The following is a 25,728-nucleotide window of genomic DNA, read 5'->3' on the forward strand; positions in this document are numbered from 1 at the left end:
CTGTAGCTACTCCAGTTTTAATTTTGGCTGACGCAAGCGATCAGCCCCTAATCTGTGTCTCAGATCATTCCACTTTTCCAAGCGAGCGGATGATCCTGCTAATACACCGCGTCCTTTCTCTTTGTTTAGCCACAATTGTTTACCGTTAAAGCTGTATACCGGGATCAGATCTCCACGTTGTGTTGCCGGTTTGAGCTCGCGGTCCAGATTGTCCAGAATAAGAGGGACAGAGGAGGGCGTCTCATAATAGGCCAGCACCATATGGTACTGATTAACACTGGTTGCTTTAACCATAGTGATGCGCATCTTGTCTTCAGGGATGCCCAACTGCAGCAGTGTGAAGTATTTGGCGATGGAGAAGTCTTCACAGTCACCGCCATTTACTCCGATAAACTCCAAAGGGGTGGCCCAGTAATTAGCCATCCCCCAGAGTTTGCTATCATCTACAAAGCGAAACAGGTTAAAGAAGTTGTTTACCTTGGTGATTTTTCCCATATCGTCCAACCCTTGCGCCTCGTCCAGTATCTTGAACCAGGCTCTGGCCCTGAGGCCTGCCCGCTCGCCATAACGTGATTCCAGCGTTTTGGTAATGCTGTTGGCGTCTAGCTGTTGGGTGGATGCGGCGTACAGGCATGACACGGCCAGAGTCGATGCCAGTACTGTGTAATGGCAGACCCTTCTGAGCAGTGAATACTGGTTGAGCCTGCCTGTCATATGGGGATATCAAGGTCCTATTTCACTTCTTGATCCACAGTGTAGATGTTCCACTTCATATCGGCCATAGTATCCTCGCCTGTTACCTCGGCGATAACCCGGCGGTTACGTTTGTGGGCCAACTGAGTGTCTGTTGGATCTACAGGTTTATCGTAGCTGTAACCTACTGCGGTTAGTCTATCGGCGGTAATGCCGAATTGATCTTTCAGCACTTTGGTTACGGCATTTGCCCGATTTTGCGATAGCTTCAGGTTGTGATCATAGCTACCGGTACGGCTACAGTGCCCTTCGATGGTCACCTTGGTGCTGGGATATTGCTTCATAAAGTCAGCAATGACACCAATTTGATCATAATACTGAGGATCTATGTAGAAGGAATCGTTGGCAAAAAGTATCTTCAACTCGGAGCGTTCATTGATAGGCTTGATCTTACCACAACCATAATTATCAATGTTGGCACCTTCGACAGTGCCTGAGCAGCGTTCACGGGCTTCAATAACACCGTCTCTGTCATGATCATTGAGGTCGTTGACCTGAGCCGTCGGTTGATCCATGGATACAGTGTCACGCATTGAGCAACCCGCCAGTATGGCGACGCTAAGCAGAGTGATAAAGAGTTTCATTATTTAACTCCTCCTTCATATTCACGCTCCCCTTTCCATACATCGGGGCGAGTGACTCTAAGCGAGTCGAGTAGTTGTCCTGTGGCATTGAGTACGCGGTATTTGGCAATCACTTCGTCATACTCGGCGGTCAGATAGTCTTTCCTGGCTTCAAACAGTTCATTCTCGGTATCCAGCAAGTCGAGCAGGGTACGCTGACCCAGGTTGAATTGCTGTGAGTAGGCGACTTGAGTGTCCTTGGCTGCAATGACATGATCGCGAATATATTGCTTCTGTGGTCCCAGGAACTCGTATGCGTTCCAGGCAAGGTTGGCGCCTTCAACCACTTCACGATAGGCGCGCTCACGGATCTCCTTCGCTTCACCTATCTTGTAGCTGGCTTCTTTTTCACGGGCTAAATCACGGCCACCAGCGAACAGGTTGTAACGCACTCTCACCATGGCAAGAATGTCATTGTTGTGGCCACCGACATTTTGGCTGGCGATCCGGCTAAAGCCGTCTTCACCGTCCAGGTTGTTGTTCATGTTACCTTCTACTTCCAGCGTGATCTTGGGGTAGTAGTTGGATTGAGCCGAAGACTTCTCATATTCGGCGGCGCGGATATCACTGGCGGCCGATTTGAGAATGGGATGGTGCTCCTGGGCCATCTTGATACTGGAGTCTACGTCCGCCGGCAACATATCGGCATCCGGAACCGGTACTATCAGGTCTTCCGGTTGCTGATGAGTAATGCGGAAAAACTGACTCTTGGCATCGAGGAAGTTATTGCGTGCAGACACTACGTTGGCATTGGCGCGAGCTAGACGACCTGTGATTTGCGACAGATCCGCGGTAGAGCCCAAGCCCGAATCGGTACGTTGCTTGATCTGCTCGTAGATGTCCTGGTGGCTCTTGAGGTTTTTCTCTGCCAGCGTCAACACCTGCTCGCTACGTATATAGTTGATATAGACCTTGGCAACATCCAGCGCCATATCTTCAGCAGCGGCAAACAGCGCCCATTGATCGGCACTGGCTTCGAAGCTGTATCTGTCGACTTCACTGCTGGTAAAGAAGCCGTCGAACAGCATCTGCTTGATGCTGACACCGAATTCGCCCCGTTTTAGTTCAATTTCATCATCCGTGGTGCCGGCCAAACGGCGGCGGGTAGCCGGACTGTCAGTGTATTCATAGCCATAACCACCGGTAATATCTACCGTTGGCATGTAACCGGCTATCGCCTGGTTTACCTGCTCTTCACGAGCTTTGAAACGGTTAAAGGCAAGTCGTAGTTCCGGGTTGGTATCCAATGTTTGCGCTACGGCTTGTTCCAGGGTCTGACTAAACCCTGCCGTGGGCAACATCAGCCCGGTAATCGCCAGTGCCAAGGCACTGGGTTTCACCAGCCGAGTAACTTTCTTGTTCATGCTAAACCCTCCAGGTTTATTGTGACTATGAGCCTAGCGTTCTCTTAACGCTGTTTCTTTGGCTCTTAGAATGGGATTAAGTATGTACTCAAGGACAGTTCTTTTCCCGGTAATTACGTCAACAGAGGTCAACATGCCGGGAATAATGGGCATCTCAGTGCCATCGTCTTTAATTAAGCTGGACTCTTCGGTCCGCACTTTTACCAAATAAAAGCTGTTGCCCTCTTCATCCTGAGTGGTATCTGCACTTATCTGTTCCACTGTGCCTTTTAACCCGCCGTAACGGGTAAAATCATAGGCAGTAACCTTAACTATGGCGGGCAGCCCCGGATGCAGGAAAGCGATATCCTTTGGCAAAATTCGGGTTTCGATCAGCAGTTGGTCTTCGGAAGGGACTATCTCCATGATATCGATACCAGGTTGGACTACTCCTCCAAGTGTGTTGATATTTATGGTTTTAATGGTTCCGTTGACCGGTGAGGTGATAACGGCTTTGCTGACTTTATCCTTGGTGCCTACCTGGGCTTCATTCATGCGTGCCAGCTTGGCCTGCATCTCATTCAGTTGTGCGCGGGAATCGGCGGCATAAACCAATACCGCTTCCCGACGCTTGAGAATCGCCTCATCCATGTTGGCCTTGAGTTTGGGACGCATCACCCTGAGGGTCGCCAGCTCGCCTTGAATGTCGTTAACTGTACGTTCCAGTTTCAAGAGTTCCACCTCGGGCACTATGCCTTTTTGTGCCAAAGGTTTGGTCAGTTCCAGTTCACGGCTGACCAAGCGGTAACTGGTGCTCAAGGTGCCGATTTTCGAGGTTAACTCTTCGGTTTCCTGTTGCCGCTGTTGAATTTGTCTTGCCTGGATCTCCACTTGGTTGCTGAGGTTATCCAGGCGTCCGGCGTATTCTTCCTGCTGGCGCTTGACCAGTTCGGGTTCTTTTTCTGTCAACTCGGCAGGAAATACCAGCGGGATCTTGGTGATTTTGAGCTGTTCGCGCCAGTCGTTGGTCATATCCGAGATAAAGATGCTATTCAGTTCGGCCTGAAGGCGAATAACATTGGCCTGCAGGCTATAGACCTCTTGCTCCTGCTGGGCGGCATCGGAACGAAAACGGGTATCGTCTATGCGTACCAAGGGCTCACCTTGTTTGACCAGCATGCCTTCCTGAACGTACATCTCTTTCAAAATGCCGCCATCCAGACTTTGGATGACCTGTACCTGGGAAGAGGGGATCACTTTACCCGTGCCTTTGGTAACTCGGTCGAGGGATGCAAAATAGGCCCAGGTGAGGAAGCAGAGTATCATGGCTGCCAGCGACCAGATAATCAATCTGTGGCTGGTGGGTGCATCTGTCATCATGGCGCCGTAGACATCGTCTACCATTTCCAAGTCATCAGAAGTCAGGTGCTTATTCATATTACTTGCCTCCAGCCATCAGCCCTTGGTTGAGCTTTTCGAGCACCTTGTCTTTGGGACCATCGGCAATGATGTGGCCTCTATCCATCACTATGATGCGATCCACCAGATTCAGCAGGTGCATCTTATGGGTGATGATCAGTAAGGTTCTGTCGCGGCTGACATTATGCATCGAGCGCATGAATTGCTTCTCGGCTCTGGCATCCAAGCTGGCTGTGGGTTCATCCATCAACAGCACTGGTGGGTCATTGAGTATGGCTCTGGCCAAGGCCACTGTTTGACGCTGTCCTCTGGACAGCGAATGGCCGCCTTCACCTACCTGTTGATCCAGGCCTTCTGATTCCAAGTCGGTAAACAGGTTGACTCCGGAGAGCTGTACGGCTCGGATCAACTGATGTTCTGTGACCTGACGGGTGCCGAAGAGAATATTGTCCCGAACCGAACCGTGGAACAGGGTGACATCCTGTGGCAGATAGCCGAAGTTACGGCGTAGATCGCTCGGGTGGATCTGGGCGCTATCTATGCCATCGTATCTTAGGCTACCGTTGCTGGGTTTAAACAGTCCAACCAACAGCTTGGCCAGAGTACTCTTGCCGCTGCCGTTACGGCCGATAATGGCTATCCGCTCGCCGGGACGGATCCTCAAGGCGAAGGGGTGCAATACAGGTTTTTCCGAGCCGGGGTAGCTGAAGCTGAGGTCGTCGGCTTCTATCTTGCCCATCAATCGTTGTTTGCTGACAAGGTGGCCTTTGTTTTCAAATTCATCTTCCTGGGTCATTATCTGATCCAGCTGTCTCAGCGCGCTGGCAGTTTGGTTGGCTCGGGTCATTAAATTAGCCAGCTGTGCCATAGGCGCAACGGCCCTACTGGCAAGCATCACAGCAGCAATGATCCCACCCATGGATATATCATTATCGGCAACCCGGTAAACCCCTAGAATAACGACACTGACGACGGTCAGCTGCACCACAAAGTTGGCGACATTGGCCACTGAGTTGGAAAGCTTTTTCGAGCGTAACTGCCAATTGGCTGTGTGACCTATCATCTGCTGCCAGGCTTTCTGTACCAGGCCTTCTGCCCCATAGGATTTAATGGATTCCAGAGAGGCGAGACTTTCGATCAAGTGGCCATGCTTGAGGCTGGCAAATTTATTGCTTTCCTCAATAGCGGTCTTGAGCCTGGGTTGGACAATCAAGGTATAGCCGATGATGATGAGGCTAGCGACAAGGGGGATTAGCGCCAGATCGCCTGCGACCAGATAGATAATCAACACAAACAATAATGCAAAGGGTAGATCAACCAGCGTGGTTATTGTTGCCGAGGTGAGGATCTCCCTGATGCTGTCAAACTCACCCAGCTGACGCGCCATACCACCGACACTGGCCGAGCGGTTTTCGAGGGGAATGCCGATTGCCTTATAGAACAGTCTCGATGAGACTATGATGTCGACTTTCTTACCGGCAACATCGATAAGGTAACTTCTCAGCTGCCTCATGACCAAATCAAACAGATAAGCAATACCGGCTCCGATAGCCAGAACCCACAGTGATTCGAACGCCAGGTTGGGCACCACTTTATCGTAGACGTTCATGATAAACAGCGGTGAAACCAGGGCAAACAAGTTCACCAGGATTGAGGCAATCAGTGCATCACGATAGATGGGGGCCGAGTCTTTAATGGTTTGCAGTAGCCAGTGTTTACTGTGGTCATGATGATAGACATCAAATCCCATATCGCCACGGTACTGTTGTTTCACCAGAAACAGATAGCCTACATAGAGGGTTTCCAACTCTTCTATAGATAGGCGTTGTTCGCCGCCGGTTTCCGGCATTTGGATCACCGCATGTTGTTGTTCCAGATCCAGTTCGCGCAGGATGCAAGCTTTCTTGTCTTTCAAAAGCAAAATACAAGGAAGCTGAATGGCAGTAACCTGATTCAAGCCTTTACGGGAAAGCTTTGCCGTCAGGCCGGCCCTGGCAGCAGCCTGTGGCACCAGTTCCGGTGACAAAACGGCTGAAGACAAGGGGAGGCCTGCCGCCAGAGACTCGCTGGAACAGGGGCTGCCGAAGTATTCTGTCAATAGAACCAGGCTATCGAGCAGAGGGTCCACAGTGACTCGCTGAGAAGCCGAGATAGTCCATTGTTCAGGTTTAGGTGAAGCGGATGCGGTCACAGAACGACTTATCCTTTCGTTTTATATGATTAATTCTAGTATCAGCCATGCCGGCCTATATTGCGAATTGCAATATAGGCCGGCCTTCAAATCAAAGAGCTTTTAATACACTTCGTCTGGTTTTGACTGCTCCAGCCCAGAAGAACTACTCTGGCTGACATAGGAAGCACCTGGATTGGCCGATTGAGTATCGACAAGCAGAGGACCATCGCCGTTACTTCCCAGCAGGCCATTGATAATGTCGCTTTCATCACTGCCGTATTCCGCAAACAGGTCGACACCGTCGAGCACTATATGCTGATCGAATTCACCGTCCAGATCCGCATCGATAGAGATGGTGGTATTGCCATCAGCAACACTGAACTGGAAATATTGCTCCAGTGAGTTGTGCTCTTCACCCAACAGTAGCTCACTGAGATCCAGCTTATCTTTGTTGAGTTCAAAGTCAGTGATGTGGTCGGTGCCGGTTTCTCCTGCTTTCCAGCTGAAGGTATCTACGCCTTGACCACCAGTGAGCCAATCATCACCATTGCCGCCAACCAGCAGGTCGTTGCCATTACCACCGAACAGCATGTCATTACCATTGTCGCCGTAGAGTTCATCATTACCGCCTTGGCCAAAGAGGATATCGCTGCCCTCGCCGCCGCGGATGATGTCACCCATATCATTAATGCCTGACTTATCAAAGAGGTTAGGATGCTCGCTGATATAGCCGTGAATTTCAGCATCGGTTGCATCGCTTTGGCCCAACTCGCCGGCAATAAAGGCTTTGAGTGCGCTGTAACCCTGGCCTTGAATGCCATCAAAGCGAATCACATCACCGAAGATGATGTCGTTACCCGCACCGCCATCCAAGGTATCTGAGCCAGGTATATCGGTGATTTCATTGCCGAGAATAGCCTCGGCTAGTTCATCGGCAGAGACATTGGTTTGGACATTTCCATCACTGTCAAACTGTTGCAATGTGCCAGTCGAAATATTGTTACCTATCCCTATGGCTTGCACAATGACATCATTGCCTGTCAGTAATGGCAGGGCACTTAGGGCGTTTTGCAATGCCCAGTAATTACCATTGAGGGTGCTTGATATCTCGTAAGTACCGTCCCCTTGCGCTCGAATATGACCAATATAATTCGGACTCCAATCCCCTCTATCTTTGCTCCATTGATAAAGGTTACCGTCGGCATCTATGATTAGTCTCGCTTCTCCTCCGATATTGGCGTAAAACGCCTCACCCAGAGTAAAGTTATTGACGTTGACCAAGTCATCCAGAGTCTCGCCAGTCTTTCGATTGACTATCGGGTTGGTATCCTCATAGTACTGATAGACAGATGGCGCGCCATCCGTGATAAAGAATGCCAGATTCTCAGCGTTACTGTTGGCAAGAGCCGTATCGCTGTGGAACCAGTTGGCCGTTGTCTTGATAACATCTTCATAGTTGGTGCCACCACCGGTCCAATAATCTCCATCCATGCTATCGATAACGGTTTGGAGCTTACTCAGGGCATCTGGATCTCCCAGGTCGACGCTGACTGACAAATTAGCTTGAGAGTCGAAATCGGTCAGGAATATGTTAACTGTGCCGGCATTATCTGAATCGGCGCTGGCTTTCAGTGTCTCAAATACTTGAGTCAACTGAAGTTTCATCGCCTCCATAGCCCGATATCCAATACTTCCTGAGCTATCGACCATAAAGGCGATATTGTAATCCTGCCCGGGAACCACGACTGAGCCATCCAGGTCGCCGATAACGATATCTTCGGCGTTACCCAAATTGAGCGTTTGACCGCCTGGGCCCGCTTCAGTGACCTGATAGTTAAATACAGGCACCACAGCGATATTGCCACTGTAAGAGTCGCCATCGGCATCGGTTACCGTGACCGCAAAGTCCAGGTCGCCGTCTTCGGTGCCCTGCATCGTCTGGTACTGATAGAAGTCCCAGTGACCCGTGCCAGGGGTGAATTCCAGCTTAAAGACCAAGTCGCCCGAGTCTGTTTGACCCAGCAAAGTATTGCCTGAAAGGGTCACTTCAACGGCTTCCCCGTCGGCGGTCACCAGGGATGTGTCGGTCACACCTGCCAATGCAAGGCTGCCTTGGCCATCAGCGCCCCATTGGGCCGTTACTTCACCAGAGGCATAGGCGATTGCCGGGGCGTCGCCTGTGCCAGTGAACTCTAAGGATTTGATGGTGAAGTCACTGTTGTCTCCATGGCTGGGAGCTTTACCGTTGTCGGTTGCCTTGATAACAACTCTATCAAAGCCGCCATCCTGCACGTTAAAGTCAGCCGCATAGTCACCGTTGTTTTTATCCGAGCTGAAAGTTTGGCTGGATATCAGTTGGCCATCACGCCAGAACTCGGCCACACCGCTTTCAAGTTCACCTTTAAAGATGTTGGCAAACTCTATCTTCATGCCGAACGCCAGGGTGTTGGGGTCCAGATCTATGATGATCTCTTCAGAAACCCCAGTGCCATCGGCAAATACCCGGAAATCTATTTCGTTATCTATGTTGTGGTATGGCGAGCCAACACTGGCAACCCCTATGCCTGAACTACTGCTGTTAATGTTTGCAGAGGTCAGAGTGTGATCGGTAGATGAGGTGAAACCTCTGGCCGTGATGGTGAAACCATCAAAGTTCAGTTGCCCTCTATCATCAGTGTCACCGGTCAGATTGAAGGCACCGACCAGGGTGTCCGGGATATCGGTTGCCGTAGCCGTTACCGGTGCGGTATCCGGCATGTAAGGCGCATCATCTTCAACGCTGACCACGAAGCTGCCGGAGACAGTACCGCCATTGCCGTCATTGACACTGACACCAAAGGTCAGATCTTTAACATCTTCAATGCTGGTATCTGGGTGATCTATTGGTCCCAACAGCTTGACCTGATAGTCCCAATCACCACTGCCATTACCCGCTGGCGGTGTCAGTACCACAGACATTACTGCAAGGTTACCTACAGAGCCTGTCAGTGTGTGAGTCGCTGCGTCCCACTGCCAGGTAACTGTCTGGCCACCTGAGGTGATACCACTTGGTGGTGTCAGGCTAACAGTCAGTGCATCAGCATCCACATCCTGAAGCTGGATAGTGCCATTTGCAGTGGTACTGTCAGTGGTATCGCTGCTGCCGTTTGAATCCGGTAGGCCATTGGTCAAGCCTTCCTCAGAGACAACGGCATTGGTTGTGGTAACGATAATCGGAGCGTCGTTGACACTGTTGACCTCGATAGTCAGGGTCGCAGTATCACCATTGTTGGTCACATAGGTGATAACGGGCACAGTACCGTTCCAGTTGGCTTCCGGAGTGAAGGTATAACTACCATTCAGGTTGATAACCAGAGTGCCACCTTCAACCGAGACTTCTTCTCCTGCGCTGTAGACTTGGCTATCCCCGGCTACAGTAAAGCTCGCCAACTCAAGGTCTTGGCCATTGTTTAGTTCACCTGTGTCATTGTCAAAAATGTTGCCGCTTGCCAGCTGATCTTCATTGATTTCCTGGTAATCATCCACAGCAGCCGTGTACTTCTCGACTTTAACATCCAGAGTCGATACAGCGGTTTGGTTGTTGTTATCTGTACCAACAATCTCAATACCTGAAATCTTCAGCGAGTCGACATCTATACTATGAGGCAGATTCCCTATCAGCTCGGCGTTGACTATGATATTGCCTTCACTGCCAGCCGCTATGGCAGACCAATCCAGGCTTATCTTCAATACATCTTTGTTGGGGCCATTACCCGGCATTGAAGCTATCAGATACTCACCCTCAAGGCGCCAGCTCAATGGGAAGTTTTCTCTTATCCCTTCCACTCTAATACCGCTGAAGTCACCATTTTGATAGTTGAAGCCGAAGTCTGAAAGTTCACTGTCACCGGCCTTGAAGCGCAGCGATTGTTGATCTGTATCCAGGTTGTCATCCTGCAAACCAAATTCATCCAGACTGGCCAGTGCATGGGAGATAATAGCGACTGGTGCGCCTCCTGGTGCATCCAGGTGAATATCCAGATTACCAGTGGTCTGGTCGCCGTCACTGTCGGTGACTACAACCTCAAAGTCCAGATCCAGAGGCTCTGTTGAGCTGACGATCTCCTGAGCGGTTGTGCCGGTCAGTTGGAACTTGGCACCGTCAGGCGTTACAGCACTCAACTCGATATAGGCGATAGCGCCCAAATCACTGATAATTTCGTTGGGGCCGATTTCGCCTTCACCCAACAGTTGGCCATTGGCGTCATAGGCCTTGTAGTGCACCAGCATAGGGTCGTTATTACCGACGTTGAAGTTAAAGCTGGCACTGGCTACTGTGTCTGCATAGTCAACGATAAGGGTCTCACCACCGGAAACCCAAGGGTTAGCCACCCCAAAGCCGTTATCTGTACCATTGACGTCGGCCAAGTCCCCGTTGCCATCACGGCCATAAAGTGTGAAAGCAACTTCGGCATCAGAGGGCACTTTGCTTGGATCGTTGTAAATGTCGTAGGCACCGGTAGCATTGTCATAAGTGACATACACAGTGCCACTGATACCGCCTTTACCTCCAACCAGTGCGCCGATGTCGATCTCTTTCAGCTTATCTATGCTCTGTAGTATATCCAGCTGATAGCTGTCGCTGTTTGGATCTGTGCTGAGAGTAAAAATCAGCGTCTGATCAGGGTTAGATGCATCATAGGCCGTAGCAGGGCTTTCATCGCTTGTATAAGCGAACAGTTGATCCGGGTTGTTTGGATCGACAAAGAAGAAGACTGTTTTGCCTCCGGCCGTGATATCAGACTCGCCAAAGTAGGTTTGAGAACCAGCATCCCAGCCGTTTACGTTGCCGCTGAGATCGGAGGTGTAAGCTTGATCTACCCCACTGGTATCAAGCGTACCGATATAAGTATCAGGAGCATTGGTACCATTCAGAGGACCAGCAATCAGAACGACCTCATCATCCGCTACAGTAAGGTTAACTGTGCCGCTGGCACTATTATTGAGCGAATCGACAGCGTTAATAACAATGCCTGTGATATTGATTGAATCGATATCAACAGGAACACTCCCATGTTGTAAGTTATCCAGCAAAGTTGCAGTGACACTGACATTACCTGTTTGACCTGAGCCAATAACGCCACCATTAAGTGATAAAACAATCATTGGTGTACCGTCAATGCTTCCTACCAAGTCTCCGGAGCTGCTATCGACGAGCCAGGTAATATTCCCATCCAAACCGCTGACAGTAATTCCTGAAGTTGGACCAAACGTGAAGTCGATGATATCGGCCGCACCACTAGCTGTGAATGTAAGGAATGAACTATCAGTGTCATGATTATCTCCAACAGTATCAGCATCTTGCAAAGATAGGTTAATACTGCCTCCTCCGAGAATGTCATTGTCGGTGATGTGGGCGGTGCCCGTCACCGTGCCATTCGCGCCGGTGCCGCTCAGCGTATAGTCTTCGGTGCTCTCAAAGATGGTGTCATCGGTGGTATTGACCTGCACGGTGAAACTGTCGGTGTTGGCCGGCACTGTCACCTCGAAAGTGCCGTCCGCATTCACGCTGACAGTCTGAGCTGTCCCGTTGATGGTGACAGTGACTTCGGTATCGCTGAAGTCCACCCCTTTGGTGGCGCTATTGCCGGCCAGTGTCAACGTCAGGGTTGTGGCGCTGCTGGCGGTGTTGCTCAGGTTGACGTCGAAGGTGTTGGCAGTGCCTTCGACCACGGTGTCACCGGTAATGCTGCTGACGGTCGGGGCGCTGTCATTGTCGGTGATGTGGGCGGTGCCCGTCACCGTGCCATTCGCGCCGGTGCCGCTCAGCGTATAGTCTTCGGTGCTCTCAAAGATGGTGTCATCAGTGGTATTGACCTGCACGGTGAAACTGTCGGTGTTGGCCGGCACTGTCACCTCGAAAGTGCCGTCCGCATTCACGCTGACAGTCTGAGCTGTCCCGTTGATGGTGACAGTGACTTCGGTATCGCTGAAGTCCACCCCTTTGGTGGCGCTATTGCCGGCCAGTGTCAACGTCAGGGTTGTGGCGCTGCTGGCGGTGTTGCTCAGGTTGACGTCGAAGGTGTTGGCAGTGCCTTCGACCACGGTGTCACCGGTAATGCTGCTGACGGTCGGGGCGCTGTCATTGTCGGTGATGTGGGCGGTGCCCGTCACCGTGCCATTCGCGCCGGTGCCGCTCAGCGTATAGTCTTCGGTGCTCTCAAAGATGGTGTCATCGGTGGTATTGACCTGCACGGTGAAACTGTCGGTGTTGGCCGGCACTGTCACCTCGAAAGTACCGTCCGCATTCACGCTGACAGTCTGAGCTGTCCCGTTGATGGTGACAGTGACTTCGGTATCGCTGAAGTCCACCCCTTTGGTGGCGCTATTGCCGGCCAGTGTCAACGTCAGGGTTGTGGCGCTGCTGGCGGTGTTGCTCAGGTTGACGTCGAAGGTGTTGGCAGTGCCTTCGACCACGGTGTCACCGGTAATGCTGCTGACGGTCGGGGCGCTGTCATTGTCGGTGATCTGGGCGGTGCCGCTGTCGCCTGCGCGATTGGCGGTGGCGTTCAGGGAGTAGTTTTCATCGCCTTCAAAGATTGTGTCATCAATGGTGTCTACCTGCACCAAGAAACTGGTCGCGCCGGGTGGCACGGTGACCGTGTTGCCGGTCACGGCAGTGTAGGTGGTGCCGCCATCGAAACTCACCATATAGGTGAGGCCGGTATCGGTGCCCACAATAGCGCTGCCGTCGCTGAGGCTCAGGGTGACCTCAGTGTTGGTGGCACTGGGGGTGCTGAGGGTGACGGTGAAGGTGTTGGCATTGCCTTCGATCACGGAGTCACCGGTAACACTTCTCACCACAGGCGCATCCTGGGCATCAAGAATGGTGGTGTCGGCGCTGTTGTTGCTGCCTATCTCTAGTTGTTCAAGGCTATTATCAACGTCAGTGACATTACTAATGGTGACGCTTAGATTTTCACTATTTTCATAAATACCATCGTTGATGGTATTAACTGTAAAGCTTTGCTGACTATCTCCGCTAATGGTTACGCTTGGAGGTAAGTTATCAACATCTGCTGCAGTTGCCGTACCACTCCAATCAAGCGCAACGCTAACCGAAGCTCCACTAGGAAGGGTTACCGGGTTACCGTTGGCATCGACCAAAGTCACTGTATAAGTGATTTCACCACCTTCAGTGACACTAGATTTGTCTACGCTGATCTGGGCAAAAACTGTGTCGGTAGTGTCATTTACCAGTGTGGAAGCTGTGTCACTGGTATCCAGGTTTTCAAAATTACCACCTTGAGCATTATCTATACTTACGGTCAGTGTTTCCGCATCAACAAATACATCATCAGTCGGCGCATCAACGGTGACAGTGCCTTCGGTTTGACCGGCCGCAATGGTGATGCTGGCGCCGTTGGACAGGGTCAGCACCAGGTCGGTTTCCGGGGCATTGTTGACCGTGGCGGTATAGGTAATGCTGCCGCCTTCACTCACTTCAGCCGGAGCTGTCAGGGTGACGGTAGTGGTATCTATGGTGTCATTGACCTGGGTGTCGACACTGTTGCCGAGATCCAGATCTTCATAGTTGCCGCCTTCAGCTCCGGTGACATTGACCGAGAGGGTTTCACCGTCCTGATAGACATCATCCGTCGGCGCCGCGACGGTGATAGTGCCTTCGGTTTGACCGGCTGCAATGGTGATGCTGGCGCCGTTGGACAGGGTCAGCACCAGGTCGGTTTCAGGGGCATTGTTGACCGTGGCGGTATAGGTAATGCTGCCGCCTTCACTCACTTCAGCCGGGGCCGTCAGGGTGACGGTAGTGGTATCTATGGTGTCATTGACCGTCGTGTCGACACTGTTGCCGAGATCCAGATCTTCATAGTTGCCGCCTTCAGCTCCGGTGACATTAACCGAGAGGGTTTCACCGTCCTGATAGACATCATCCGTCGGTGCCGCGACGGTGACAGTGCCTTCGGTTTGACCGGCCGCAATGGTGATGCTGGCGCCGTTGGACAGGGTCAGCACCAGGTCAGTTTCAGGGGCATTGTTGACCGTGGCGGTATAGGTGATCTGGCCGCCTTCACTGACTTCAGCCGGGGCCGTCAGGGTGACGGTAGTGGTATCTATGGTGTCATTGACCTGGGTGTCGACACTGTTGCCGAGATCCAGATCTTCATAGTTGCCGCCTTCAGCTCCGGTGACATTAACCGAGAGGGTTTCACCGTCCTGATAGACATCATCCGTCGGTGCATCAACGGTGACAGTGCCTTCGGTTTGACCGGCTGCAATGGTGATGCTGGCGCCGTTGGACAGGGTCAGCACCAGGTCGGTTTCAGGGGCATTGTTGACCGTGGCGGTATAGGTAATGCTGCCGCCTTCACTCACTTCAGCCGGGGCCGTCAGGGTGATGGTGGTGGTATCTATGGTGTCATTGACCTGGGTGTCAACGCTGTTGCCGAGATCCAGATCTTCATAGTTGCCGCCTTCAGCTCCGGTGACATTGACCGAGAGGGTTTCACCGTCCTGATAGACATCATCCGTCGGTGCAGCGACGGTGACAGTGCCTTCGGTTTGACCGGCCGCAATGGTGATGCTGGCGCCGTTGGACAGGGTCAGCACCAGGTCGGTTTCAGGGGCATTGTTGACCGTGGCGGTATAGGTAATGCTGCCGCCTTCACTGACTTCAGCCGGGGCCGTCAGGGTGATGGTAGTGGTATCTATGGTGTCATTGACCGTCGTGTCGACACTATTGCCGAGATCCAGCTCTTCATAGTTGCCGCCTTCAGCTCCGGTGACATTAACCGAGAGGGTTTCACCGTCCTGATAGACATCATCCGTCGGTGCATCAACGGTGACAGTGCCTTCGGTTTGACCGGCCGCAATGGTGATGCTGGCGCCGTTGGACAGGGTCAGCACCAGGTCGGTTTCAGGGGCATTGTTGACCGTGGCGGTATAGGTAATGCTGCCGCCTTCACTCACTTCAGCCGGGGCCGTCAGGGTGATGGTGGTAGTATCTATGGTGTCATTGACCTGGGTGTCAACGCTGTTGCCGAGATCCAGCTCTTCATAGTTGCCGCCTTCAGCTCCGGTGACATTGACCGAGAGGGTTTCACCGTCCTGATAGACATCATCCGTCGGTGCAGCGACGGTGACAGTGCCTTCGGTTTGACCGGCTGCAATGGTGATGCTGGCGCCGTTGGACAGGGTCAGCACCAGGTCAGTTTCAGGGGCATTGTTGACCGTGGCGGTATAGGTAATGCTGCCGCCTTCACTCACTTCAGCCGGAGCCGTCAGGGTGATGGTGGTGGTATCTATGGTGTCATTGACCGTCGTGTCGACGCTGTTGCCGAGATCCAGATCTTCATAGTTGCCGCCTTCAGCTCCGGTGACATTAACCGAGAGGGTTTCACCGTCCTGATAGACATCATCCGTCGGCGCCGCGACGGTGACAGTGCCTTCGGTTTGACCGGCCGCAATGGTGATGCTGGCGCCGTTGGACAGGGTCAGCACCAGGTCGGTTTCCGGGGCATTGTTGACCGTGGCGGTATAGGTAATGCTGCCGCCTTCACTGACTTCAGCCGGGGCCGTCAGGGTGACGGTGGTAGTATCTATGGTGTCATTGACCGTCGTGTCGACGCTGTTGCCGAGATCCAGATCTTCATAGTTGCCGCCTTCAGCTTCGGTGACATTAACCGAGAGGGTTTCACCGTCCTGATAGACATCATCCGTCGGTGCCGCGACGGTGACAGTGCCTTCGGTTTGACCGGCTGCAATGGTGATGCTGGCGCCGTTGGACAGGGTCAGCACCAGGTCGGTTTCAGGGGCATTGTTGACCGTGGCGGTATAGGTAATGCTGCCGCCTTCACTGACTTCAGCCGGGGCCGTCAGGGTGATGGTGGTGGTATCTATGGTGTCATTGACCGTCGTGTCGACGCTGTTGCCGAGATCCAGATCTTCATAGTTGCCGCCTTCAGCTCCGGTGACATTAACCGAGAGGGTTTCACCGTCCTGATAGACATCATCCGTCGGTGCCGCGACGGTGACAGTGCCTTCGGTTTGACCGGCCGCAATGGTGATGCTGGCGCCGTTGGACAGGGTCAGCACCAGGTCGGTTTCAGGGGCATTGTTGACCGTGGCGGTATAGGTAATGCTGCCGCCTTCACTGACTTCAGCCGGAGCCGTCAGGGTGACGGTGGTGGTATCTATGGTGTCATTGACCTGGGTGTCGACGCTGTTGCCGAGATCCAGATCTTCATAGTTGCCGCCTTCAGCTCCGGTGACATTGACCGAGAGGGTTTCACCGTCCTGATAGACATCATCCGTCGGCGCCGCGACGGTGACAGTGCCTTCGGTTTGACCAGCCGCAATGGTGATGCTGGCGTCGTTGGACAGGGTCAGCACCAGGTCAGTTTCAGGGGCATTGTTGACCGTGGCGGTATAGGTAATGCTGCCGCCTTCACTGACTTCAGCCGGGGCCGTCAGGGTGATGGTAGTGGTATCTATGGTGTCATTGACCGTCGTGTCGACGCTGTTGCCGAGATCCAGATCTTCATAGTTGCCGCCTTCAGCTCCGGTGACATTAACCGAGAGGGTTTCACCGTCCTGATAGACATCATCCGTCGGTGCCGCGACGGTGACAGTGCCTTCGGTTTGACCGGCCGCAATGGTGATGCTGGCGCCGTTGGACAGGGTCAGCACCAGGTCGGTTTCAGGGGCATTGTTGACCGTGGCGGTATAGGTAATGCTGCCGCCTTCACTGACTTCAGCCGGAGCCGTCAGGGTGACGGTGGTGGTATCTATGGTGTCATTGACCGTCGTGTCGACACTGTTGCCGAGATCCAGATCTTCATAGTTGCCGCCTTCAGCTCCGGTGACATTGACCGAGAGGGTTTCACCGTCCTGATAGACATCATCCGTCGGCGCCGCGACGGTGACTGTGCCTTCGGTTTGACCGGCTGCAATGGTGATGCTGGCGCCGTTGGACAGGGTCAGCACCAGGTCGGTTTCAGGGGCATTGTTGACCGTGGCGGTATAGGTGATCTGGCCGCCTTCACTGACTTCAGCCGGGGCCGTCAGGGTGACGGTAGTGGTATCTATGGTGTCATTGACCTGGGTGTCGACACTGTTGCCGAGATCCAGATCTTCATAGTTGCCGCCTTCAGCTCCGGTGACATTAACCGAGAGGGTTTCACCGTCCTGATAGACATCATCCGTCGGCGCCGCGACGGTGACTGTGCCTTCGGTTTGACCGGCTGCAATGGTGATGCTGGCGCCGTTGGACAGGGTCAGCACCAGGTCGGTTTCAGGGGCATTGTTGACCGTGGCGGTATAGGTGATCTGGCCGCCTTCACTGACTTCAGCCGGGGCCGTCAGGGTGACGGTAGTGGTATCTATGGTGTCATTGACCTGGGTGTCGACACTGTTGCCGAGATCCAGATCTTCATAGTTGCCGCCTTCAGCTCCGGTGACATTAACCGAGAGGGTTTCACCGTCCTGATAGACATCATCCGTCGGCGCATCAACGGTGACAGTGCCTTCGGTTTGACCGGCTGCAATGGTGATGCTGGCGCCGTTGGACAGGGTCAGCACCAGGTCGGTTTCAGGGGCATTGTTGACCGTGGCGGTATAGGTGATCTGGCCGCCTTCACTGACTTCAGCCGGGGCCGTCAGGGTGACGGTAGTGGTATCTATGGTGTCATTGACCTGGGTGTCGACACTGTTGCCGAGATCCAGATCTTCATAGTTGCCGCCTTCAGCTCCGGTGACATTAACCGAGAGGGTTTCACCGTCCTGATAGACATCATCCGTCGGCGCCGCGACGGTGACTGTGCCTTCGGTTTGACCGGCTGCAATGGTGATGCTGGCGCCGTTGGACAGGGTCAGCACCAGGTCGGTTTCAGGGGCATTGTTGACCGTGGCGGTATAGGTGATCTGGCCGCCTTCACTGACTTCAGCCGGGGCCGTCAGGGTGACGGTAGTGGTATCTATGGTGTCATTGACCTGGGTGTCGACACTGTTGCCGAGATCCAGATCTTCATAGTTGCCGCCTTCAGCTCCGGTGACATTAACCGAGAGGGTTTCACCGTCCTGATAGACATCATCCGTCGGTGCCGCGACGGTGACAGTGCCTTCGGTTTGACCGGCTGCAATGGTGATGCTGGCGCCGTTGGACAGGGTCAGCACCAGGTCGGTTTCAGGGGCATTGTTGACCGTGGCGGTATAGGTGATCTGGCCGCCTTCACTGACTTCAGCCGGGGCCGTCAGGGTGACGGTAGTGGTATCTATGGTGTCATTGACCTGGGTGTCGACACTGTTGCCGAGATCCAGATCTTCATAGTTGCCGCCTTCAGCTCCGGTGACATTAACCGAGAGGGTTTCACCGTCCTGATAGACATCATCCGTCGGCGCCGCGACGGTGACCGTGCCTTCGGTTTGACCGGCTGCAATGGTGATGCTGGCGCCGTTGGACAGGGTCAGCACCAGGTCGGTTTCAGGGGCATTGTTGACCGTGGCGGTATAGGTGATCTGGCCGCCTTCACTGACTTCTGCCGGGGCCGTCAGGGTGACGGTAGTGGTATCTATGGTGTCATTGACCTGGGTGTCGACGCTGTTGCCGAGATCCAGATCTTCATAGTTGCCGCCTTCAGCTCCGGTGACATTGACCGAGAGGTTTTCACCGTCCTGATAGACATCATCCGTCGGTGCCGCGACGGTGACAGTGCCTTCGGTTTGACCGGCCGCAATGGTGATGCTGGCGCCGTTGGACAGGGTCAGCACCAGGTCGGTTTCAGGGGCATTGTTGACCGTGGCGGTATAGGTGATCTGGCCGCCTTCACTGACTTCAGCCGGGGCCGTCAGGGTGACGGTAGTGGTATCTATGGTGTCATTGACCGTCGTGTCGACACTGTTGCCGAGATCCAGATCTTCATAGTTGCCGCCTTCAGCTCCGGTGACATTAACCGAGAGGGTTTCACCGTCCTGATAGACATCATCCGTCGGTGCCGCGACGGTGACAGTGCCTTCGGTTTGACCGGCCGCAATGGTGATGCTGGCGCCGTTGGACAGGGTCAGCACCAGGTCGGTTTCAGGGGCATTGTTGACCGTGGCGGTATAGGTGATCTGGCCGCCTTCACTGACTTCTGCCGGGGCCGTCAGGGTGATGGTGGTGGTATCTATGGTGTCATTGACCTGGGTGTCGACGCTGTTGCCGAGATCCAGTTCTTCATAGTTGCCGCCTTCAGCTCCGGTGACATTGACCGAGAGGGTTTCTGCATCAACAAATACATCATCCGTCGGTGCCGCGACGGTGATAGTGCCTTCGGTTTGACCGGCCGCAATGGTGATGCTGGCGCCGTTGGACAGGGTCAGCACCAGGTCGGTTTCAGGGGCATTGTTGACCGTGGCGGTATAGGTAATGCTGCCGCCTTCACTGACTTCAGCCGGGGCCGTCAGGGTGATGGTGGTGGTATCTATGGTGTCATTGACCTGGGTGTCGACACTGTTGCCGAGATCCAGATCTTCATAGTTGCCGCCTTCAGCTCCGGTGACATTAACCGAGAGGGTTTCACCGTCCTGATAGACATCATCCGTCGGTGCCGCGACGGTGACAGTGCCTTCGGTTTGACCGGCCGCAATGGTGATGCTGGCGCCGTTGGACAGGGTCAGCACCAGGTCGGTTTCAGGGGCATTGTTGACCGTGGCGGTATAGGTAATGCTGCCGCCTTCACTGACTTCAGCCGGGGCCGTCAGGGTGATGGTGGTGGTATCTATGGTGTCATTGACCTGGGTGTCGACACTGTTGCCGAGATCCAGATCTTCATAGTTGCCGCCTTCAGCTCCGGTGACATTAACCGAGAGGGTTTCACCGTCCTGATAGACATCATCCGTCGGTGCCGCGACGGTGACAGTGCCTTCGGTTTGACCGGCCGCAATGGTGATGCTGGCGCCGTTGGACAGGGTCAGCACCAGGTCAGTTTCAGGGGCATTGTTGACCGTGGCGGTATAGGTAATGCTGCCGCCTTCACTCACTTCAGCCGGGGCCGTCAGGGTGACGGTAGTGGTATCTATGGTGTCATTGACCTGGGTGTCGACGCTGTTGCCGAGATCCAGCTCTTCATAGTTGCCGCCTTCAGCTCCGGTGACATTGACCGAGAGGGTTTCACCGTCCTGATAGACATCATCCGTCGGCGCATCAACGGTGACAGTGCCTTCGGTTTGACCGGCCGCAATGGTGATGCTGGCGCCGTTGGACAGGGTCAGCACCAGGTCGGTTTCCGGGGCATTGTTGACCGTGGCGGTATAGGTAATGCTGCCGCCTTCACTGACTTCAGCCGGGGCCGTCAGGGTGACGGTAGTGGTATCTATGGTGTCATTGACCTGGGTGTCGACACTATTGCCGAGATCCAGATCTTCATAGTTGCCGCCTTCAGCTCCGGTGACATTGACCGAGAGGGTTTCACCGTCCTGATAGACATCATCCGTCGGTGCCGCGACGGTGACAGTGCCTTCGGTTTGACCCGCTGGGATTACTATAGTCGCGCCGTTGGACAGGGTCAGTACCAGGTCGGTTTCAGGGGCATTGTTGACCGTGGCGGTATAGGTAATGCTGCCGCCTTCACTGACTTCAGCCGGAGCCGTCAGGGTGATGGTGGTGGTATCTATGGTGTCATTGACCTGGGTGTCGACGCTGTTGCCGAGATCCAGCTCTTCATAGTTGCCGCCTTCAGCTCCGGTGACATTGACCGAGAGGGTTTCACCGTCCTGATAGACATCATCCGTCGGCGCCGCGACGGTGATAGTGCCTTCGGTTTGACCGGCCGCAATGGTGATGCTGGCGCCGTTGGACAGGGTCAGCACCAGGTCGGTTTCAGGGGTATTGTTGACCGTGGTGGTATAGGTAATGCTGCCGCCTTCACTGACTTCAGCCGGAGCCGTCAGGGTGATGGTGGTGGTATCTATGGTGTCATTGACCTGGGTGTCGACGCTGTTGCCGAGATCCAGCTCTTCATAGTTGCCGCCTTCAGCTCCGGTGACATTGACCGAGAGGGTTTCACCGTCCTGATAGACATCATCCGTCGGCGCATCAACGGTGACAGTGCCTTCGGTTTGACCGGCCGCAATGGTGATGCTGGCGCCGTTGGACAGGGTCAGCACCAGGTCAGTTTCAGGGGCATTGTTGACCGTGGCGGTATAGGTGATCTGGCCGCCTTCACTGACTTCAGCCGGGGCCGTCAGGGTGACGGTAGTGGTATCTATGGTGTCATTGACCTGGGTGTCGACGCTGTTGCCGAGATCCAGATCTTCATAGTTGCCGCCTTCAGCTCCGGTGACATTGACCGAGAGGTTTTCACCGTCCTGATAGACATCATCCGTCGGTGCCGCGACGGTGACAGTGCCTTCGGTTTGACCGGCCGCAATGGTGATGCTGGCGCCGTTGGACAGGGTCAGCACCAGGTCGGTTTCAGGGGCATTGTTGACCGTGGCGGTATAGGTAATGCTGCCGCCTTCACTGACTTCAGCCGGAGCCGTCAGGGTGACGGTAGTGGTATCTATGGTGTCATTGACCTGGGTGTCGACACTATTGCCGAGATCCAGATCTTCATAGTTGCCGCCTTCAGCTCCGGTGACATTGACCGAGAGGGTTTCACCGTCCTGATAGACATCATCCGTCGGTGCCGCGACGGTGACAGTGCCTTCGGTTTGACCCGCTGGGATTACTATAGTCGCGCCGTTGGACAGGGTCAGCACCAGGTCAGTTTCAGGGGCATTGTTGACCGTGGCGGTATAGGTGATCTGGCCGCCTTCACTGACTTCAGCCGGGGCCGTCAGGGTGACGGTAGTGGTATCTATGGTGTCATTGACCTGGGTGTCGACGCTGTTGCCGAGATCCAGATCTTCATAGTTGCCGCCTTCAGCTCCGGTGACATTGACCGAGAGGTTTTCACCGTCCTGATAGACATCATCCGTCGGTGCCGCGACGGTGACAGTGCCTTCGGTTTGACCGGCCGCAATGGTGATGCTGGCGCCGTTGGACAGGGTCAGCACCAGGTCGGTTTCAGGGGCATTGTTGACCGTGGCGGTATAGGTAATGCTGCCGCCTTCACTGACTTCAGCCGGAGCCGTCAGGGTGATGGTGGTGGTATCTATGGTGTCATTGACCTGGGTGTCGACACTGTTGCCGAGATCCAGATCTTCATAGTTGCCGCCTTCAGCTCCGGTGACATTAACCGAGAGGGTTTCACCGTCCTGATAGACATCATCCGTCGGTGCAGCAACGGTGACAGTGCCTTCGGTTTGACCGGCCGCAATGGTGATGCTGGCGCCGTTGGACAGGGTCAGCACCAGGTCGGTTTCAGGGGCATTGTTGACCGTGGCGGTATAGGTAATCTGGCCGCCTTCACTGACTTCAGCCGGGGCCGTCAGGGTGACGGTAGTGGTATCTATGGTGTCATTGACCTGGGTGTCGACGCTGTTGCCGAGATCCAGATCTTCATAGTTGCCGCCTTCAGCTCCGGTGACATTAACCGAGAGGGTTTCACCGTCCTGATAGACATCATCCGTCGGCGCCGCGACGGTGACAGTGCCTTCGGTTTGACCGGCTGCAATGGTGATGCTGGCGCCGTTGGACAGGGTCAGCACCAGGTCGGTTTCAGGGGCATTGTTGACCGTGGCGGTATAGGTGATCTGGCCGCCTTCACTGACTTCAGCCGGGGCCGTCAGGGTGATGGTGGTGGTATCTATGGTGTCATTGACCTGGGTGTCGACGCTGTTGCCGAGATCCAGCTCTTCATAGTTGCCGCCTTCAGCTCCGGTGACATTGACCGAGAGGGTTTCACCGTCCTGATAGACATCATCCGTCGGTGCCGCGACGGTGACAGTGCCTTCGGTTTGACCGGCTGCAATGGTGATGCTGGCGCCGTTGGACAGGGTCAGCACCAGGTCGGTTTCAGGGGCATTGTTGACCGTGGCGGTATAGGTAATGCTGCCGCCTTCACTCACTTCAGCCGGAGCCGTCAGGGTGATGGTGGTGGTATCTATGGTGTCATTGACCGTCGTGTCGACGCTGTTGCCGAGATCCAGATCTTCATAGTTGCCGCCTTCAGCTCCGGTGACATTAACCGAGAGGGTTTCACCGTCCTGATAGACATCATCCGTCGGCGCCGCGACGGTGACAGTGCCTTCGGTTTGACCGGCCGCAATGGTGATGCTGGCGCCGTTGGACAGGGTCAGCACCAGGTCGGTTTCCGGGGCATTGTTGACCGTGGCGGTATAGGTGATCTGGCCGCCTTCACTGACTTCAGCCGGGGCCGTCAGGGTGACGGTAGTGGTATCTATGGTGTCATTGACCTGGGTGTCGACGCTGTTGCCGAGATCCAGCTCTTCATAGTTGCCGCCTTCAGCTCCGGTGACATTGACCGAGAGGGTTTCACCGTCCTGATAGACATCATCCGTCGGTGCCGCGACGGTGACAGTGCCTTCGGTTTGACCGGCCGCAATGGTGATGCTGGCGCCGTTGGACAGGGTCAGCACCAGGTCAGTTTCAGGGGCATTGTTGACCGTGGCGGTATAGGTGATCTGGCCGCCTTCACTGACTTCAGCCGGGGCCGTCAGGGTGACGGTAGTGGTATCTATGGTGTCATTGACCGTCGTGTCGACACTGTTGCCGAGATCCAGATCTTCATAGTTGCCGCCTTCAGCTCCGGTGACATTAACCGAGAGGGTTTCACCGTCCTGATAGACATCATCCGTCGGTGCCGCGACGGTGACAGTGCCTTCGGTTTGACCGGCCGCAATGGTGATGCTGGCGCCGTTGGACAGGGTCAGCACCAGGTCGGTTTCAGGGGCATTGTTGACCGTGGCGGTATAGGTAATGCTGCCGCCTTCACTGACTTCAGCCGGGGCCGTCAGGGTGATGGTGGTGGTATCTATGGTGTCATTGACCTGGGTGTCGACACTGTTGCCGAGATCCAGATCTTCATAGTTGCCGCCTTCAGCTCCGGTGACATTAACCGAGAGGGTTTCACCGTCCTGATAGACATCATCCGTCGGCGCCGCGACGGTGACTGTGCCTTCGGTTTGACCGGCCGCAATGGTGATGCTGGCGCCGTTGGACAGGGTCAGTACCAGGTCGGTTTCAGGGGCATTGTTGACCGTGGCGGTATAGGTAATGCTGCCGCCTTCACTGACTTCAGCCGGGGCCGTCAGGGTGACGGTAGTGGTATCTATGGTGTCATTGACCTGGGTGTCGACACTGTTGCCGAGATCCAGATCTTCATAGTTGCCGCCTTCAGCTCCGGTGACATTAACCGAGAGGGTTTCACCGTCCTGATAGACATCATCCGTCGGCGCATCAACGGTGACAGTGCCTTCGGTTTGACCGGCCGCAATGGTGATGCTGGCGCCGTTGGACAGGGTCAGCACCAGGTCGGTTTCCGGGGCATTGTTGACCGTGGCGGTATAGGTGATCTGGCCGCCTTCACTGACTTCAGCCGGGGCCGTCAGGGTGACGGTAGTGGTATCTATGGTGTCATTGACCTGGGTATCGACACTGTTGCCGAGATCCAGCTCTTCATAGTTGCCGCCTTCAGCTTCGGTGACATTGACCGAGAGGGTTTCACCGTCCTGATAGACATCATCCGTCGGTGCCGCGACGGTGACAGTGCCTTCGGTTTGACCGGCCGCAATGGTGATGCTGGCGCCGTTGGACAGGGTCAGCACCAAGTCATTTTCAAGAGGGGCATTATCTACAACAGCTGTGTAGGTGATACTTCCACCCTCATTGACTTGGGTTGGCGCCAATAAGGTTACAGTACTGGGCGCGACTTGGGTGAGGTTGAAGGCGTTTTGTGATAAACCTTCTTGCAGCGTAATAGCATCAGTTTCGAAGCCTGCTGAATCGTAGCCACTGGCAGCCAGAGTTTCTGCACCACTTCTTGTCAATGAAACAAAACCGGATGTTCCTTCATTTCCTTGAGTTCCACCGGCAGCAGTATCAGGCAATGAAGCGGTTGGATCTTCTCCTGCTGCGATAAGGGCCTGTAGCTGCTCAATTTCAGAATCTGTTACAGCATCTGTACTTTGCAACACTTCTTGAGGAACTTCAGCTCCTCCTCTAAGACTGCTCCCATCACTGAGTAAGAGCTCTATCTGTGCATCATTATCGACAAAAACTTCGCTTCCGTGCGCGACCAAGTCGCCTTGTTGTAATGGAACTTGCTGGCCATTTGACATGACATAAGCCTTGCCATTCAAACTTTTAACTTGACCATCTTGTGTTGCGATAAGTGCTTTCATGTCCCGCCCCCGGCGCTTGCAATATCCGTATCAATAAAGTTGCAGCCCATTGTTTTTGGGTTGCAAGTTGACAAGAAGTGTAAATCTTCTGGGGCGATCTTAGATGAATAACCTGGTTAAGTCAATTTTTTGACAC

General features: G+C 54.1%; 6 protein-coding genes. All 6 read right to left on the reverse strand.

Going from position 1 to position 25,728, the window contains the following annotated elements; translation table 11 throughout:
- Positions 1–6: 6 nt before the first annotated feature.
- A complete protein-coding gene (locus tag SIL79_RS08995) occupies positions 7–714 on the reverse strand; it encodes a transglutaminase-like cysteine peptidase (protein WP_039035380.1) in 708 nt (235 codons plus the stop codon).
- 17 nt (positions 715–731) lie between these two features.
- Complete coding sequence (locus SIL79_RS09000; RefSeq protein ID WP_039035381.1) at positions 732–1,337, reverse strand: OmpA family protein; 606 nt, start codon at positions 1,335–1,337, stop codon at positions 732–734.
- The gene (locus SIL79_RS09005) at positions 1,337–2,740 is read right to left on the reverse strand and encodes a TolC family outer membrane protein (protein WP_039035382.1); all 1,404 of its coding nucleotides are present in this window, start codon (positions 2,738–2,740) and stop codon (positions 1,337–1,339) included. Before SIL79_RS09005 ends, SIL79_RS09000 begins: the two co-directional genes overlap by 1 nt.
- A gap of 33 nt (positions 2,741–2,773) precedes the next feature.
- Positions 2,774–4,156, reverse strand: a complete 1,383-nt coding sequence (locus SIL79_RS09010) for an HlyD family type I secretion periplasmic adaptor subunit (RefSeq protein ID WP_039035383.1) — start codon at positions 4,154–4,156, stop codon at positions 2,774–2,776.
- Between the two features lies 1 nt (position 4,157).
- Positions 4,158–6,329, reverse strand: coding sequence for a type I secretion system permease/ATPase (locus tag SIL79_RS09015; protein WP_319619167.1), 2,172 nt, complete (start codon positions 6,327–6,329; stop codon positions 4,158–4,160).
- Positions 6,330–6,431: 102 nt separating this feature from the next.
- Positions 6,432–25,592: an immunoglobulin-like domain-containing protein gene (locus tag SIL79_RS09020; protein ID WP_319619168.1), complete on the reverse strand. Its 19,161-nt coding sequence runs from the start codon at positions 25,590–25,592 to the stop codon at positions 6,432–6,434.
- Positions 25,593–25,728: the final 136 nt, after the last annotated feature.

Source organism: Shewanella indica (assembly GCF_033842865.1).
Lineage (GTDB): Bacteria > Pseudomonadota > Gammaproteobacteria > Enterobacterales > Shewanellaceae > Shewanella > Shewanella indica.